At 68.1% G+C, this 16,235-nt stretch carries 16 protein-coding genes; 4 read left to right on the top strand and 12 right to left on the bottom strand.

The annotated features are described in order from the left end of the window. Positions 1 to 18: 18 nt before the first annotated feature. Positions 19 to 342: a DUF3301 domain-containing protein gene (locus TX83_RS12865; RefSeq protein WP_064748356.1), complete on the top strand. Its 324-nt coding sequence runs from the start codon at positions 19 to 21 to the stop codon at positions 340 to 342. 265 nt (positions 343 to 607) lie between these two features. On the opposite strand, the gene TX83_RS12860 is transcribed toward TX83_RS12865, so the two are convergent. The 6 genes from TX83_RS12860 to TX83_RS12835 all read right to left on the bottom strand — a co-directional run bounded on the left by TX83_RS12860 (position 608) and on the right by TX83_RS12835 (position 6,005). Continuing rightward, the gene (locus TX83_RS12860; protein WP_064748355.1) at positions 608 to 1,090 is read right to left on the bottom strand and encodes a ClpXP protease specificity-enhancing factor; all 483 of its coding nucleotides are present in this window, start codon (positions 1,088 to 1,090) and stop codon (positions 608 to 610) included. 97 nt (positions 1,091 to 1,187) lie between these two features. Further along, complete coding sequence (locus TX83_RS12855; protein ID WP_064748441.1) at positions 1,188 to 1,823, bottom strand: glutathione S-transferase N-terminal domain-containing protein; 636 nt, start codon at positions 1,821 to 1,823, stop codon at positions 1,188 to 1,190. A 188-nt stretch (positions 1,824 to 2,011) separates the two neighbouring features. Continuing rightward, positions 2,012 to 2,671: a cytochrome c1 gene (locus tag TX83_RS12850; RefSeq protein ID WP_261370127.1), complete on the bottom strand. Its 660-nt coding sequence runs from the start codon at positions 2,669 to 2,671 to the stop codon at positions 2,012 to 2,014. A 160-nt stretch (positions 2,672 to 2,831) separates the two neighbouring features. Next, positions 2,832 to 4,091 (bottom strand): cytochrome b, encoded by a 1,260-nt coding sequence (locus TX83_RS12845; RefSeq protein ID WP_064748354.1) that lies wholly within the window; start codon positions 4,089 to 4,091, stop codon positions 2,832 to 2,834. 3 nt (positions 4,092 to 4,094) lie between these two features. After that, positions 4,095 to 4,706 carry a ubiquinol-cytochrome c reductase iron-sulfur subunit gene (gene petA, locus TX83_RS12840; protein WP_064748353.1) on the bottom strand — a complete coding sequence of 204 codons (612 nt, stop codon included), beginning with the start codon at positions 4,704 to 4,706 and terminating at the stop codon, positions 4,095 to 4,097. A gap of 297 nt (positions 4,707 to 5,003) precedes the next feature. Next, on the bottom strand, positions 5,004 to 6,005 hold the full coding sequence (locus tag TX83_RS12835) for a lytic transglycosylase domain-containing protein (protein WP_064748352.1): 1,002 nt from the start codon (positions 6,003 to 6,005) through the stop codon (positions 5,004 to 5,006). 152 nt (positions 6,006 to 6,157) lie between these two features. Here TX83_RS12835 and miaB point away from each other — a divergent pair, with 152 nt between their 5' ends. Next, on the top strand, positions 6,158 to 7,585 hold the full coding sequence (gene miaB / locus TX83_RS12830) for a tRNA (N6-isopentenyl adenosine(37)-C2)-methylthiotransferase MiaB (protein ID WP_064748351.1): 1,428 nt from the start codon (positions 6,158 to 6,160) through the stop codon (positions 7,583 to 7,585). 21 nt (positions 7,586 to 7,606) lie between these two features. Beyond that, complete coding sequence (locus TX83_RS12825) at positions 7,607 to 8,104, top strand: GNAT family N-acetyltransferase (protein ID WP_064748350.1); 498 nt, start codon at positions 7,607 to 7,609, stop codon at positions 8,102 to 8,104. Between the two features lie 449 nt (positions 8,105 to 8,553). Here TX83_RS12825 and TX83_RS12820 read toward each other — a convergent pair whose 3' ends face one another. From TX83_RS12820 to TX83_RS12795, 6 genes are all read right to left on the bottom strand, one after another. Next, positions 8,554 to 9,948: a DUF1501 domain-containing protein gene (locus TX83_RS12820; RefSeq protein WP_064748349.1), complete on the bottom strand. Its 1,395-nt coding sequence runs from the start codon at positions 9,946 to 9,948 to the stop codon at positions 8,554 to 8,556. 23 nt (positions 9,949 to 9,971) lie between these two features. Beyond that, complete coding sequence (locus TX83_RS12815) at positions 9,972 to 11,798, bottom strand: DUF1800 domain-containing protein (RefSeq protein WP_079248212.1); 1,827 nt, start codon at positions 11,796 to 11,798, stop codon at positions 9,972 to 9,974. 245 nt (positions 11,799 to 12,043) lie between these two features. After that, positions 12,044 to 13,129 carry an ABC transporter permease gene (locus TX83_RS12810; protein WP_064748347.1) on the bottom strand — a complete coding sequence of 362 codons (1,086 nt, stop codon included), beginning with the start codon at positions 13,127 to 13,129 and terminating at the stop codon, positions 12,044 to 12,046. After that, complete coding sequence (locus tag TX83_RS12805) at positions 13,126 to 14,049, bottom strand: ABC transporter ATP-binding protein (RefSeq protein ID WP_428992566.1); 924 nt, start codon at positions 14,047 to 14,049, stop codon at positions 13,126 to 13,128. The genes TX83_RS12810 and TX83_RS12805 overlap by 4 nt, the downstream gene beginning before the upstream one ends. A 44-nt stretch (positions 14,050 to 14,093) precedes the next feature. Beyond that, entirely contained in the window at positions 14,094 to 15,038 is a 945-nt protein-coding gene (locus tag TX83_RS12800; RefSeq protein ID WP_087960726.1) for an HlyD family efflux transporter periplasmic adaptor subunit, read from the bottom strand. Positions 15,039 to 15,064: 26 nt separating this feature from the next. Further along, positions 15,065 to 15,745 carry a TetR/AcrR family transcriptional regulator gene (locus tag TX83_RS12795; protein ID WP_064748345.1) on the bottom strand — a complete coding sequence of 227 codons (681 nt, stop codon included), beginning with the start codon at positions 15,743 to 15,745 and terminating at the stop codon, positions 15,065 to 15,067. Positions 15,746 to 15,969: 224 nt separating this feature from the next. Here TX83_RS12795 and TX83_RS23905 point away from each other — a divergent pair, with 224 nt between their 5' ends. Then, entirely contained in the window at positions 15,970 to 16,092 is a 123-nt protein-coding gene (locus tag TX83_RS23905) for a hypothetical protein (RefSeq protein WP_261370126.1), read from the top strand. Positions 16,093 to 16,235 lie beyond the last annotated feature (143 nt).

Genomic DNA, 16,235 nt, shown 5'->3' with positions numbered 1-16,235 from the left:
CGCCACCACTGCGCCATCATGCCTACCCTGATCCTGCTGATGATCTTCGGCGCCGCCGCCTTCGCTTTCTGGAGCGCCGGCCGCGCCGCCGCGGAGCGCGCCGAGGCGGTCGGCCGCGACGCCTGCCGCGCCGCTGGCGTGCAATGGCTGGACCAGAGCGTGCACGCCGTCGGCCTGCGCCTGATCCGGCGCGAAAGCGGCTGGCTCGGCTTCGAGCGCACCTTCCGTTTCGACTATTCGATCGACGGCGAAGACCGCCACGTCGGCCGCCTGGTGCTGCGCGACGGCCGCCTGGTCGCGTTCAGCGGACCGGTCGCGCGCGAACCGGCGTCGCTGCACTGAGCGCCAGCCACCTGTAGGAGCGGCGTGAGCCGCGACAACCGCAGCGACGTACGCCAGCGCGGTTGCCCGAAGTCCGGCCATGCGAGGGCTGTGCGCGCTCATGCCGATCGGCGCAATTCTTGACGCAGGCGAGCATCGTTCAGCGCTTCGGTGGTCGCGGCTCACGCCGCTCCTACGACAGCGGCTGAAGACGGCGACGCGAGAACGGGGGCATGGCGGTCGCGGCTTGCGCCGCTCCTACCCCATGCGCAAGGTGCGCGGCCGCTTACTTGACGATGCGCAGGTGTCCGCCGCGGCGCGGCGTGGGGGTCTGCGGGCCGTCGTCGTCGCCGCCGTCGTTGGGGTCGTTGGGGACCGCGGTCAGGGGCGGGGTCGCGGTTTCGCCGGCCTCGTCCTCCAGGCCCGCCTCTTCCATGCCGACGTCTTCCGGCAGGGCCATGCCCTGCCCGGTTTCGCGGGCGTAGATCGCCAGCACCGCGCCGACCGGTACCGATACCGGATGGCTGACGCCGCCGAAGCGGGCGCTGAAACGGATCACGTCGTTGCCCATTTCCAGGTGCGAGACCGCGCGCGCGGCGACGTTGAGGACGATCTTGCCGTCCTTGACCGCGTGGCTGGGCACCTGCACCGCCGGGCGGGTCGCATCGACCAGCAGATGCGGGGTCATGCCGTTGTCGGCGATCCACTCGTACAGCGCCCGCAGCAGGTAGGGGCGGTGGCTGGTCATCGTCGAGCTGCTTTCGGTCATGCCGGCATTTTAGCCCCATGCCGGCATGCGCGACGAGGCGTCCGCGCCGAAGCCCCGGATCCGGCACCTCGGCGCGCCCACGCCGTGGCGCTGAAACTCAGGTCGGCAGATCGCGCAAGCGCCGTTCCTGGTCGGTCAGACTGCGGCTGAACCCGGGGCTGCGGAAGATCCGGTTGCCGTAGTCCTCGATCGCCTTGCCGTCCTTCGGCAGGGCCACGTCCAGAGAAGGCAGGCGCCAGATGATCGGCGCCATGGCGCAATCGGCCAGGCTCATCTCGGGGTTGAGGAAGAACTTGCTGGCCTTGAACAGCGGCACCGAGGCGGTCAGCAGTTCCTTGAGCCGCTTGCGCGCGGCCTCGGCCTGGACTTTGTTGCCCATCTGAATCGCCTGCACCTGCGGCACCCAGTCGTGCTCCAGGCGCAGCATGGCCAGGCGCAGGCGGGCGCGGGACAGCGGGTCGACCGGCATCAGCGGCGGGTGCGGATAGCGCTCGTCCAGGTATTCGCTGACCACGCTGGCCGCGTACAGGACCAGGTCGCGCTCGACCAGGGTCGGCACCGAGTGATAGGGATTGAGGTCGACGAGGTCTTCCGGCGGATTCTGCGGGTCGACCGGTATCAGGTCGTAGTTCACGCCCTTGGCCGCCAGCACCAGGCGGACGCGATGGCACAGGACGCAATCGGTGGACGAAAACAGAGTCAGGGCATTACGCATACGGGGGCTCGCCGCCATCATCGACCTCTCCAGCGACCGGAATCCGCCAGTCGCAAGACGCCCTCCACCCGCTGTGGAAGGTCGTCACGGCCTCGAGTCCGCGCTTCGTTCCGCCCTCGTCCGCCTCCGGACCGGCGGCTCCCCGGCCGCCCCCCGCAAACGGAAAAGCCCGCGCCTTGCGGCCCGGGCTTCTCGCTGGACTGGGATCAGTGTTCCACGTCGCGCCAGTACTCGGTCTTCAACAGATACGCGATGAAGGTGAACAACGCCAGGAACAGGATCACCCAAACGCCGATGCTCTGGCGCTTGAGCGCGGCCGGTTCGCCGGCGTACTCGAGGAATGTGGTGATGTCGCGCACCGCGGTCTTGAAGCCCTGCTCGTCGAGCGAGCCGGGCTGAACGACCTTGAGCGCATGCACCGGACGTTCGCCGGTGGTCTTGTCGGGTTCGCCGAACTCGGCGTGCTGCAGCCCTTGCAGCTCCCACAGCGGGTTCGGCATCGAGGCGTTCGGGAACAGCTTGTTGTTCCAGCCCAGCGGCCGCGACTCGTCGAGGTAGAACGAATTCAGGTAGGTGTAGACCCAATCGCTGCCGCGCACGCGGGTGATCAGGCTCAGGTCCGGCGGCATCTTGCCGAACCACTGGTTGGCGTGCGCCTCGGTCAGGTTGACCTGGATGTGCTCGCCGAACTTGGCGCCGGTGAAGTTGAGGTTCTTCATGACCTCCTCTTCGCTCAGGCCCAGATCCTCGGCCATGCGCGAATAGCGCAGGTACTTCAGCGAATGGCAGCCGGAGCAGTAGTTCATGTACAGCTGGGCGCCGCGCTGCAGCGAGGCGCGGTCGCTGAGGTCGGTGCCCGACTGCATCAGGTCGCCGCCGCCGGAGGCGAAGGCGGTGGCCGACACGAGCAGGCCGGCGGCGAAGGTGGCGAGCTTCTTCACGATGCGGTTCTTCTTGAAGGGCTGGCTATTCGGAAAGTCCGCACGCGGGCGTGCGGGCTCTTGCAGAGGGACCTGCATAGCGTGGTTAGTCATGCATCGTCACCCGTTCCGGCACCGGCTTGGTCTTGTCCAGCTTGGTCCACAGCGGCATGGTGATGAAGAAAACGAAGTACAGGAAGGTCAGCACGCGGCCGATGATGGTCTCGACCGGATCGGTGCCGGGGCCGGCGCCGATCTTGCCCAGCCACAGGAAGCACACCGCCAGCACGGCGAGCATCAGCTTGGTGATCCAGCCGCGGTAGCGGTGCGACTTGACCTTGCTGCGGTCCAGCCACGGCACCAGGAACAGGATCGCGATCGCCGCGAACATCACGATCACGCCGCCGAGCTTGTCCGGGATCACGCGCAGCATCGCGTAGTACGGCGTGTAGTACCACACCGGCTTGATGTGCTCCGGCGTCACCAGGCGGTTGGCCTCGGTGAAGTTGTCGTGCTCGAGGAACCAGCCGCCGAAGGCCGGGGCGAAGAAGATGATGAAGGCGGCGATGATCAGGAAGAAGCCGACCCCGACCAGGTCCTTGACCGTGTAGTACGGGTGGAACGGAATGCCGTCGGCCGGCTTGTTCGCGTCCCAGCGGTTGCCCTTCGGGCCGTACTTGATGTCGACGCCGTCGGGATTGTTGGAGCCGACCTCGTGCAGCGCGCCCAGGTGCAGCACGACCAGCAGCAGCAGCACCAGCGGCAGCGCGATCACGTGCAGGGCGAAGAAGCGGTTGAGGGTGGCGTCGCCGGGCAGGTAGTCGCCCATGATCCACTCGGTCAGGCCGTTGCCGATCACCGGGATCGCGCCGAACAGCGAGATGATGACCTTGGCGCCCCAGAACGACATCTGGCCCCACGGCAGCACGTAGCCCATGAAGGCTTCGGCCATCAGCACCAGATAGATGAACATGCCCAGGATCCACACCAGCTCGCGCGGCTTCTGGTACGAGCCGTACATCAGGCCGCGGAACATGTGCAGGTAGACGACGATGAAGAACAGCGAGGCGCCGGTGGAATGCATGTACCGGATCAGCCAGCCCCATTCCACGTCGCGCATGATGTACTCGACCGAAGCGAAGGCCTCGGTCGCGCTCGGCTTGAAGTGCATCGTCAGGAAGATGCCGGTGACGATCTGGTTGACCAGCACCAGCAGGGCGAGCGAGCCGAAGTAGTACCAAAGATTGAAATTCTTCGGCGCGTAGTACTCGGTCATGTGCTTGCGGTAGACCGGCATCATGCCGGGCGCGCGGGCGGTGACCCAGTCGAACACGTTGTTGGCGGTGCGGGTGAGGATGTTGGCCATGGCTTACGCCGCTCCCTTCGGGTCAACGCCGATCACGATCGTGGTGTCGTTCTCGTAGTGATGCGGCGGCACCAGCAGGTTGATCGGCGCCGGCACGCCCTGGAACACGCGCCCGGCCATGTCGAAGCGCGACTTGTGGCAGGGGCAGAAGTAGCCGCCCTTCCATTCCGGATCGAACGGTTCGGGGCGGATCTCGGCCTTCATTTCCGGCGAACAGCCCAGGTGGGTGCACAGGCCGACCAGGACCGAGATGTCCGGCTTGATCGAACGCAGCTCGCCCTTGATGTAGTCGGGCTGCTGGTCCTTGTTGTCCGACTTGGGATCGCGCAGGTGCGGATCCAGGGTCGGCAACGCGTCGAGGATCGCCTTGGAGCGCTTGACGATCCAGATCGGCTGGCCGCGCCACTCAAGGATCAGCCGCTGGCCCTCGGCCAGGGCGCTGATGTCGGCCGTCACCGGAGCGCCCGCGAGCTTGGCGCGCGCGCTCGGATTCCAGGACTTGATGAAAGGCACCGCCGCAAAGCCGGCCCCGACCGCGCCGACCACTGCCGTGGTCGCCGTCAGGAACCGACGGCGGCCCGTGTTGATAGGATCGTGGACCCCTTGGTTGGCCATCCGGCACTCCGCAAAGCTGCAGTTCGAAGTTACGCCGCGAAGACCTGCACCAGGAGCGACTACTTGTACCACTGGCGGAAGGCTGGCGGCTCAAAAGACAGGGAAGTGTAGCGGAACCGTTAAGGGCGCGACAATCGGCCCTATTGCAAAAAACCGGACCGCCCGCACCCGCGCGTCCGCGCCCTGCCTGGGCGACGCCCGACGGACGCCGCGACCGCGACAGGAAACGCGGTAAAACAAGCGAAAAACGACTCTTTCCAGGCTACCGCCGCGGCGCCTCCCCGGCGCCGGACGGGCTCAACGCGCCAGGGTCGCCGCGGCGCGATAACGCTCGGCCAGCACGCCGACCCGCTGCACGTAGCGCTGGGTCTCGCTGTACGGGGGCACGCCCTTGTACTTGTCGACCGCGCCCTCGCCGGCGTTGTAGCCGGCCGCGGCCAGGGTCAGGTTGCCGTTGAAGCGCTTCAGCAACCACGCCAGGTACTGCACGCCGCCCTGGATGTTCTGGCCGGCGTCGAAGGCATTGGCGACTCCGAAGCGGCGCGCGGTGGCCGGCATCAACTGCATCAGCCCCTGCGCGCCGACCCGCGACATCGCGTTCGGGTTATAGGCCGACTCGGCGTGGATGATGGCGCGCACGATCGCCTCTTCGACCCCGTGCTGGCGCGCCGCGGCGGCGATCTCGTTCGAGTAGGCCTCGGTGTTCAGGCGCAGGGTGCCGAAGTTGACCCCCGGCCGGGCCGCGCAGGCGAAGCAGGTCTCGATGAAGGAATAGCGGATGGTGCGCACCGCGGTGGCGCTGGCCAGCCCCTTCGGCCGCTTGCTGGTGTAGTGGCGCACGCCGTCCTGGATATAGGAGTAGACCTGGCCTTGCACCAACCGGGTCGGCGGCGCCTGCGGCGCGGCCGGCGCCGGCGGCGGCGTCACCGGCGCGATCGCGTTGGCAGCGCCTGCGGTCGCGGCGGCGGCGGCCGGCGCGGCGGTCTTGAGCCCGGCCGCGGTCATCATCGCCGCGGCCCCGCTGTAGGTCGCCGGCGGGTTGTTGTTGACCGTGGCCGGCGCGCCGAGCGCAGCGACGCTGGCGGCCGGCGGCGGCGCGTACGGCGCCGGGGCCGGGTTGCGCGGCCGGCTGGCGCGGCTGGTGTATTGGCTGGCGACCACGCAGGTCTGGCCCTTGGGCTTCTTGCTGACGTAGCTGCGCTCGCCGGCGGCGTTCTCGCAGCGCCAGACGGTACCGGCCACGGCCGGCGCCACGGCCAGCAGGCAAGCCATCCCCAACAGTAGTGAGCTCCCCCTCATGGCGGCGAGTGTCCTCTGCCGCGCCCTCACTGCCAAGTCTTTGATACTGAAACGTGACCGGCGGCGCGGACAGGGCCCGCCGGGCCCCGGTTGCGGCTACACTGTCGCCCCCTTCCGGCGCGGATTAACCGCCGCCCTCCCCGGACCGAACCATGACCGACCTGCACCCCCTGCCCACGGCGCCCGCCGCGGGCGCCGCCCGGCCGTCCACGCCCGGCGCCAAGAAACTGTTCATCGAGACCCACGGCTGCCAGATGAACGAGTACGACTCGGCCAAGATGGCCGACGTGCTCGCCGCCAGCGAAGGCCTGGAGCTCACCCAGGACGCCGCCGAGGCCGACGTCATCCTGATCAACACCTGCTCGATCCGCGAGAAGGCCCAGGAGAAGGTGTTCAGCCAGCTCGGCCGCTGGAAGCAGCTCAAGCAGGGCGGGCGCCCGGTCATCATCGGCGTCGGCGGCTGCGTCGCCTCGCAGGAGGGCGCGGCGATCGTCAAGCGCGCTCCGCACGTGGATCTGGTGTTCGGCCCGCAGACCCTGCACCGCCTGCCCGAGCTGATCCGCGCCAAGCGCGAGACCGGCCTGCCCCAGGTCGACATCAGCTTCCCGGAGATCGAGAAGTTCGACCGCCTGCCCGAGCCGCGCGCCGAAGGCCCCAGCGCCTTCGTCTCGATCATGGAAGGCTGCAGCAAGTACTGCTCGTTCTGCGTGGTGCCCTATACCCGCGGCGAGGAAGTCAGCCGGCCGTTCGAGGACGTGCTGGTCGAAGTCGCCCAGCTCGCCGGCCAGGGCGTGCGCGAGATCAACCTGCTCGGCCAGAACGTCAACGCCTACCGCGGGCCGATGGCCGGCGAGGACGGCGCCGCCTCGGCGGAGGTCGCCGATCTCGGCCTGCTGATCCGCACCATCGCCCAGATCGACGGCATCGACCGGATCCGCTTCACCACCTCGCACCCGCTGGAGTTCAGCGACTCGCTGGTCGAGGCCTACCGCGACGTGCCGCAGCTGGCCGACTACCTGCACCTGCCGGTGCAGGCCGGCAGCGACCGCATCCTGGCGGCGATGAAGCGCGGCTACACCGCGCTGGAGTTCAAGCAGAAGATCCGCAAGCTGCGCGCGGTGCGCCCGAACATCTCGATCTCCTCGGACTTCATCGTCGGCTTCCCCGGCGAGACCGAGGCCGACTTCGAGAAGACCATGAAGCTGATCGAGGACGTCGGCTTCGACCAGTCGTTCTCGTTCATCTATTCGCGCCGCCCGGGCACCCCGGCCGCGGACCTGGAAGACACCGTCTCCAGCGAGGAGAAGCACGCGCGCCTGTCGCGCCTGCAGGCGGCGATCAACGCCAATGCGGCGAAGATTTCCCAGGCCATGGTCGGCAGCGTGCAGACGGTGCTGGTCGAAGGCCCCTCGCGCAAGAACCCCAACGAGCTCACCGGCAAGACCGAGAACATGCGCTCGGTGAACTTCCCCGCCCCGCCGCGGCTGATCGGCCGGTTCGTCGACGTGCTGATCACCGAGGCCATGTCCAACTCGCTGCGCGGCCGGGTGGTCACCGACCAGGACGCCGGCGCCGCCTGACCCGCATCCGGAGACCTGCGCATGGATCGCGACTTCAACATCCGCGAAATCGGCCCGGACGAATTCGAACGCGTCTGGCCGATCTTCCGCGAGGTGCTGGCCCGCGGCGAGAGCTACAACTACCCCGCCGAACTGTCGATGGAGCGGGCGCGGGAGATGTGGACCAGCCCGCCCTACCGCAGCTTCGTCGCCGAGGGCGACGACGGCGAGGTGCTGGGTTGCTACAAGCTCGGCCCCAACTACGCCGGCCGCGGCGACCACATCGCCAACGCCAGCTACATGGTCGCCGAACGCTATTGGGGCCAGGGCATCGGCGCCGCCCTGTGCGCGCACTCGCTGGCCCAGGCCAGCCAGGCCGGCTTCGCCGCGATGCAGTTCAACTACGTGGTCAGCAGCAACGCCGCCGCGGTCAATCTGTGGCTCAAGCACGGCTTCGAGATCGTCGGCCGCGTGCCCGGCGCGTTCCGCCATGCCAGCCTGGGGCTGGTGGATGTGTTCGTGATGTATCGGCCGTTGTGAGGCGGGGATTGGGGATTGGGGATTCGTTGAAAGCGTGATGGGGAATCGCGAAAGCGGTGGAGGGTCGCGTCGCGAAGGCTGCACAACTCCCGCTTATCTCCCTCCTGCCTCGCTCTTACCCCCTTATCTCGCCATCGGCCTTCATCGCACCCTGGCCGCCTTTTCGTCGCGCGTCTGACAGCCACGTCGCGATCCTGGCCGCCTCCAACATCGTCGCGCCCTTGCCTACAGCCCGTCATTCCCGCGAAAGCGGGAATCCAGGGCCGTTCGCGCGAGAACGCTTGAAGTCGGCGGATTTCCTCTTTCGTCGGGATGATGGACCGCAACGAAATCGCTGACGGCCCTGGCCTGCGAATACCCGGCTCCGCCGCAGCAAAGCGGAGCGCGCTCTTACCAGCGTTTGCACCCGAAAAGATCCGCGGCGCGCGACTGCGCGCGCGCCGGACCGGCTAGGCCATGAATCCAAGATCGCGCGAGTTGAAGTTGCCCAAGTTCGGGAAGATCAGATCCAGCTCACTGTCGCCCACTCCGAACCACCGGGCCAAGGTCGCCCCGTACTGGTCTACCGAGGTGGTCGGAATGATCTGGCCCCAGCCGGCGTCGTCGGCGCCGCCGTTGATCAGGGTCGGCATGGTGCCGAAGAATCGCCCGCCGCGCACCGCGCCGCCGACGATGAAGTGATGCCCGCCCCAGCCGTGATCTGAGCCGTCGCCGTTGGAGGACAAGGTGCGGCCGAAATCCGAGGCGGTGAACGCGGTGACCTTGTCGGCCACGCCGAGCTCGCCGGTGGCCGCGTGGAACGCGGTCATCGCCTGCGACAGCCGCGCCAGCAAGCCGGGCTGATCGCCGAGCAGACTGTCGTGGTGGTCGAATCCGCCCATCGACACGAAAAACACCTGCCGCTTCAAGCCCAGCACCTCGCGCACCTTGATCAGCCGCGCCACCATCCGCAACTGGCTGCCCAGATCGGTGTCCGGAAACGCGGTCTGCAACGGCGCGGAGGCCTCCAGCGCCATCGCCACCGCCGAAGCGTTCTCGCGCGCGCGCCGGAACGCGCCGGCGTAACTGCGCCCGAACACGTGCGGCTGCGCGCCGGGCGCCATCAGCTCCAGAAAAGCGCGGCGGCTGTCGTCGTCCCACTCGAAGCGGCTGAACTGGCGCGGACCGTCGTTGCCGATCACGTACTGGCTGGACTGGCTCGCGCGCTGCAGGATGCTTTCGAAGTTCAACGACACCGACATCGGGATGAAGGCATCGGGATTGGCGTCGCGCAGCAGGTCGGCGATGTGCCCGGCCCAACCGAAACCGCGGCCCTCGCCGGTACGCGAGCCCTGCCAATACTGTTGCTGATCGTTGTGCGAGAACAGCTGCGGCGGCAATTCGACCCTTTGATTGAGGTAGTCGGCCTTGCTGGTCGGCCGGATCAGGGTACCGACATTGCCCAGCACCGCCGCTTGCCCGCTGTTGAACAAGCCTTGCAGGCCGCCCATGCCGACCGGGTCATCCTCGGTGGTGCAGGCCTGCAAGCCGTACTCCGCGCCGTCCGAAGCGCCGCCGCCGGCGCGCGCGACCAGGGGCAGCAGCCGGTCCTGTTCGACCGCCAAGGTAGCGCGCGCGGCGCGGTACTGTTGATAGTGGCCGTCGTCGCGCGGCACGATCATGTTCAACGAATCGTTTCCGCCGAACAGGAACACGCAGACCAGAGCCTTGTAATCGTCGAAGCGCGACGGGCCGTAAGCGTTGGCGGCCGCCTGCGCCAAGCGCAGATTGCCGAGCGCGGAATACAGGCCGGCGCCGCCGAGCGCGGCGCAGATCGTGTTGGTCAGGAATTGCCGACGTTTCATGGGTGCTATCTCCGTATTCCGGCTTACTTCTGCACGATGTAATCGGGCGAGTTGACGATCAGGTACAACGCCTCCTGCACCCGCAGGCGCTTGGCCGCGGTGGTATTGGCCGGCATGGCGGTCAACCGCTGGGTCAGCACTTGCTTCATCCGGTCGCTCATCTGCCCCGACAGGAACAGCGCGTCGTAACGCGCGATCAACGCGGGAATGTCGTGCGCAACCGCGACCTCCGCGCTGAGGTCGATCGCCACCTCGTCGTTGCCGATGCCTTCCGGATTGCCGACGTAGGCGTCGAAAATCTTCCTCATCAGATAGCTTTCGTTGGCCGGCATCATGTAATCGGTCGCCAACTGCAGTTCCGGCGCCACCAGCCCCAGACTCTGCGGCTCGCCGTTGGGGCTGTAGCGCGGGCTGAAGAAGTTGAACACCGACGGCGCATACATCGGCACCTGGCCGAGGTAGTTGTCGACGCTCCAGAACTCCTCGGTGTGCCCGCTCTTGGACTTGCCCTTGAGCGCGCGCCACAGATGGGTCAGGCGCAGGATCGGCTCGCGCACCTTGCCGAAATGCGCCGGTTGCGCGGCCAGATCGCGCGCTTCGGGATCGAGCAAAATCGCGCTGACCACCGCGCGCAGGTCGCCGCGCACGCCCTGGCCGTTGTCGTTGAACGCCGCCGCGACGCGGCCGACGTAGGCCGGGCTGGGATTGCTGGTCACCAGCCGCTGGATCAACTGCTTGCCGATGAACGGCCCCACGTTGGGATGATTGAAGATATTGTCCAGCGCCGCGCTCAGGTCGCTACGGCCGCTGCCGCCGGCGGCGAGCTTGCCGGCCGGCAGGCTCACGCCGGGATACAGCAGCAACTGCTTCTCCTGCGCCGAGGCGTGGTACGCCGCATGGTTCTCCATCGGCGACACCCAGGCCGGCGCGGTGATGTCGTAGAAATAGCAGTCGAACGAGCCTTCGGCCTGGCAGCCCTTGAAGGTCCAGCCGGTGAACACGTGGGCGAACCCCCTGACGGTGTCCTGGCCGTAGGTCGGGATGGGCTGCTGCTGCGCATCGAGCAGCGGCGTTCCGTCTTGATTGAGCTGGACCAGGCCGACGCTGAACAACTGCATCACTTCGCGCGCGAAGTTCTCGTCGGGACGGATGTTGTTGACCGGATCGGGCTTCCGGTTCTGCAGCATCGACAGATAGATGCCCATCACCGGATGCAGCGTCACGTCCTCGAGCAAGGTGCGGTAGTTGCCGAACGCATCGCGGGCCAAGGTGTCGTAGTAATGGGTCATCCCATACGTTGCGTGATACAGCGGATCGGAGGTCGCATCGGACACCACCATGATCTGGCTGAGCGCGAACGCCACCCGCTGGCGCAGTTGATCGCGGTGCACGATCTGGGTCGGCTTGATCGGGTCTTTGCCGCCGACGGCGTTGACGAACCACGCGTCCAGCCGCCAATCGCGGCTGTAGTCGTCGGGTCGGCGCGCCCTGGCGTTCTTGAGGAACGTCAATTGCGAAGACACCGGGAAGCCGATCTGCTCGTTGATCCAGGCGGTGTAGCCGATCTGCTTGAGCCGGTCGATGTCCTCGCGGGTCGGTCCGAACGTGGCCTGGGCGAGGAAGCGCGCGGCTTCGCCGTCGGTCGCTGGAATGTCGGCGAACCGCGCCGCAGGCGCAGCGCCGATCGCGTCGCGGTCGCTGCGCAGTTGCAGCGCATCCGGCGCGCCGGGGTACGGCCCGTAGTGGTCGGGCATCGGCGTGACGCCGCGCAAGGCGATGAAGATGCCCAGCGCTAGCAACAGGCGCGACGATGCGCCCATCCGCGCCGCGCGCAGAAGTGTCGATTTCATTGCAGGCCCCCAAGGCTGGCTGTTCGGCAGCGATGCTAGGGGCGACGCCGGCGCCGGAATTTGATCGGCGACGCGTTTTCCATTGGAAACACAACCAAATCCGGATTGACAATCACGGAATTACGCGGCCGTGACAATCGTCATCGGCGCCGCGTGATCGTCGCTTGCCGCCGCGCGGGCGGCAGCGCACCTCGGCTTTCGGCGAGCGCGCGACGACGCACGCGCGGCGGTCGCGGCGACGACGCTCAGTCCAGGCGCTTGCGGAACCGCGCCACCGCCAGGCTCATCATCGTCGCGATGAACCCGACCAGGTAGAGCACGTCCTGCCACAGCTCCCACAGGCTGGCGCCGCGCAGCATCACCCCGCGGATCAAGCGTAGGAAATGGGTCATCGGCAGCACTTCGGCCAACCACTGCGCGACCCGCGGCATGCCCGCGTAGGGAAACATGAAGCCCGACAGCAGGATCGACGGCAACAGGATGAACACCGTCATCTGCATGGCCTGGAACTGCGAAGCGGCCTTGGTCGAGATCATCAGGCCCAGGGTCAGATTGGCCAGGATCAGCAGGATCGCCGCCAGGTAGACGTCGAGCACGCTGCCGCGGATCGGCACCTGGAACAGCCACAGCCCGAGCAGGATCACCACCGTGGTCTGGATCAGCCCGATCAACGCGTACGGCAACACCTTGCCGACCATCAGTTCGGTGCGGCTGACCGGGGTGGTGATCAGCAGTTCCATGTTGCCGCGCTCGCGCTCGCGCACGATCGCCACCGAGGTGAACATGACCATGGTCATGGTCAGGATCACGCCGATCAGGCCCGGCACGATGTTGACCGGCGAGCGCCGCTCCGGGTTGTAGAACGACACCACGCCGATCGGCGCGGCCTTGCGTGGCGCGGCCACGCCGTCGATCGGCAATTGCGCCAGTTGCACCGCCGCGCTCTGCACCACCGTGTCGCTGCCGTCGACCAGCACCTGCACCGCTTCGCGGCCGTCGATGCGCCGCCGCTCGAAATCCGCCGGCACGCTGACGCCGACGCTGATCTCGCCGCGACGCAGCATCGCCATGAGCTGCTCGGGAGTGCCGGCCGTCGCCACCGGCCGGATGACCCCGGTCGCGACCATGTCCATGACCACCGCGCGCGAGCCGGCGGTGCCCGACTGATCGGCGACCGCCGCGGTGAGCCCGCGCGGATTGAGGTTGATCGCGTAGCCGAACAACACCAGCTGCCCGACCGGAATCATCACGATCATCGCCAGGGTGATGCGGTCGCGGCGCAATTGCCGGACCTCCTTGAGCACGATCGCCCACAGCCGCCGCAGATTCATGATCCGCTCTCCGCGTCCGCCGCGCGCCGCTCGCGGCCGCGGGTGGCCGAAACGAACACGTCTTCGAGATTGGGTTTGGCCCGGCCGACCTCGGCCTCCAGGCCGGCCGCGCGCAGGGCGTCGCGCAGCACGCGTTCGCCGACCCGCGCATCGGCCAGCAACACGCGCAGGGCATTGCCGACCTGCGCCACGCTGAGCACGCCGTCGAGATCGACCAACACCCGCTGCGCCCTGCGCGGCTGCGCCGCCAGCACTTCGACCGCGCGGCCGTCGAGCTGGCCGGCGAGTTCGGCCGGGGTGCCGTCGGCGACCAGCACGCCGCGGTCGAGAATGGCCAGGCGATGGCAGCGCTCGGCTTCGTCCATGTAATGGGTCGAAACCAGCAAGGTGGTGCCGGCGTCGGCGAGCTCGAACAGCTTCTCCCAGAAGTCGCGTCGCGATTCCGGATCGACCGCGCTGGTGGGTTCGTCGAGGAACAGCAGCTCGGGCTCGTGGATCACGGCGCCGGCCAGGGCCAGGCGTTGCTTCTGCCCCCCGCTCATGGTGCCGGCGAGTTGCTTCTGGCGGTCGCCGAAGTGGTATTGCTCGATCAGCTCGTCGACGCGCTTGCGCGCGCGCTCGCGCGGCAACTCCTGCACCGCGGCCAGGAATTCCAGGTTCTCGCGCACGCTGAGGTCTTCGAACAGCGAGAACTTCTGGGTCATGTAGCCGATCCGCCGGCGCAACGCCTCGGCCTGGGCCGGGATCTTCAGCCCCAGCACTTCGATCTCGCCTTCGCTGGGAGTCAACAGGCCGCACAGCATGCGGATGGTGGTCGACTTGCCGGAGCCGTTCGGGCCCAGGAAGCCGTACACGCAGGCGCGAGGCACGCTCAGGTCGACCCGGTCGACCGCGCGCAGCGTGCCGAACTGTTTGCTCATGCCGCGTGCGCGGATGACCCACGCAGCGCTTTCGGGCAGCGCGCTCATCGCGCGAACTCGACCCGCACCGGCAGCCCGGCCGGCAGCGCGACCGCATCGGCCTCGGTGAACTCCACTTCGGCCAGATAGCTCAGGCGCGCCGCGTCCTCGCCGGTGAGCGCGTAGTACGGCGTGAAACTGGGCTCGCTGCGGATCATCCGCACGCGGCCGGTCCAGGCGCGCTCGCGGCCTTCGATGCGGATCCGCGCATTGCCGCCGACGCGGACATCGGCGCGGATCGTCTCGGGCACGTAGACCCGCGCATAAGGACGCTCGCCGACCAGCATCACCGCCAGCGGCGCGCCGACCGGGGCCTGATCGCCGAGCTTGTACGGCAGGCTGTCGACCACGCCGTCGCGCGGCGCCAGCACCTCGAGCTTGGTCAGGCTGATCGCCTGCGTCGCGGCCTGGGCCTGCGCGGCGGCGAGCGCCGCGCGGCCCTGGGCGATGCGTTCGCGGCGGGTGCCGTGCTCGAGTTCGAGCAGTGCCGCCTGCGCCACGCGCACCTGCGCCTGGGCATTGCCGGCGGCGGCGCGGGCACGATCGACCTCGGCCGCGGCGATCAGGCGCTGCCGGCCCAGCGGCTGCACCCGCGCGTAATAGGCTGCCGCGTCGCGCGCCTGCGCCTGCGCCGCGGCGACGTTCGCGCGCGCTTGTTCGATGCTTTCGCTGCGCGCGCCAGCCTCCAGTTCGGCCAGCGCATCGGCCGATTGCTGCGCCTGCGCCTGCGCCGCCTCGGCCTGGGCCCGGCTGCGATCGGCTTCCAGTTGCAGCAAGCGCGCGCCGGCGCGCACGCGCTGGCCTTCGCGCACATCGATCCGCACCACTTTCTCGGCGACCGGTGCCGGCAGCGTGACCCGGTCCCACTCCAGGGTGCCCAGCGCCTGCGGCGCGCGCTCGCCGCAACCGGCGATCAGCAAGACGGTCAACGCGGTCAACACGCGCGCCATGACGGTTCGGGAAATCGGGCGAGTGGTCATGGTTGCAGTCCGCGATCGAGCAGGGCCAATGCGTGCCGGCGTTGCCGGTCCAGATCGAGATCGTCGGCATCGAACAGATGGCGCCAGATCGGCGCGCTCGCCGCCGGGAACAGGGTCAGGCCGATCAGGCTGACCATCAGCAGGCGCGGGTCGAGATCGGGGTTGATCTTGCCCTCGGCCTGGGCCTGGGCGAAGCGCGCCGCCATCATCTTCGGCAAGGCCGGCGCGATTTGCTGGAACAGCACGCTTTCGCGCAGCGCCCCGCCCTCGCACAGCACTTCGCGCACCCACAGCGACGGCAGCCAGGGATGCGCGGCGACGATCCGGCCCATGCCGGCGACGAAGCCGCCGATCAGGTCGAACACGTCGCCCTCGCCGGCCGCGCTTCCGCGCAGGCTCATGAACACCGGCAGCAGGCGCTCGCCGACTACCGCCTGTTGCAGCTGCTCCTTGTCGCCGAAGTAGTAATGCAGCAGCGCCGGGTTGACCCCGGCTTCGGCGGCGATCGCGCGCAACGAGGTCGCGGCGATGCCCTGGCGGGCGTAACAGGCGATCGCCGCGTCGAGCAGGCGCTCGCGCAGGTCGGGATTGTCCGCCGCCGCCGGCCGCCCGGGGGCGCGGCGCACGGCGGCGGTCTTGCGCGGTCGTCCGCGCGGCTTGGGGGCTGACGGGTCCATGCGCCATATTTAATTCAGTGATTAATTAGTTTTCAAGGACCAGCCGACGGACGGTCGGACCCGTGGCGACGCGACCGGACTGGGATGGCTTTGATAGGAGCGGCGCGAGTCGCGGCTGCCGCAGAGGCGAAATGCCGCGCCGGCCGCCAGACTGGCGATCCGGGCACCGCCGGAAGCGACCGGTTGCCCGGGCTTCGGTCGCGACGCCCGCGCGCACCTGTGCGTTGTTCCCGGCTTGCGCCGCTCTTCCCCCACCCGCCGCGATGCAGCGCCTGCTGTTGCCTTTGCTGTTGCCGTTGCTGTTGCTGTTGCTGTTGCTGTTGCTGTTGCTGTTGCTGTTGCCGTGAATAGCTTGGCGCCGCATCGAACTTGCGAGAACGCCCTGACGCCCCGGAGGGCGGCCCGCAGGGAGGCGGGCCGTGCGCAGCCAGGCCAAGGATGGCCTGTGCGGAGCAGCCCGGCGAAAACCTCGTCCCATAGTGGCTTTTGA

The organism is Lysobacter antibioticus HS124 (assembly GCF_000336385.2).
Taxonomy (GTDB): Bacteria; Pseudomonadota; Gammaproteobacteria; order Xanthomonadales; family Xanthomonadaceae; genus Lysobacter; species Lysobacter firmicutimachus.
The sequence above is the reverse complement of the archived record's forward strand: the minus strand, read 5'-3'. Positions and strand labels throughout refer to the sequence as shown.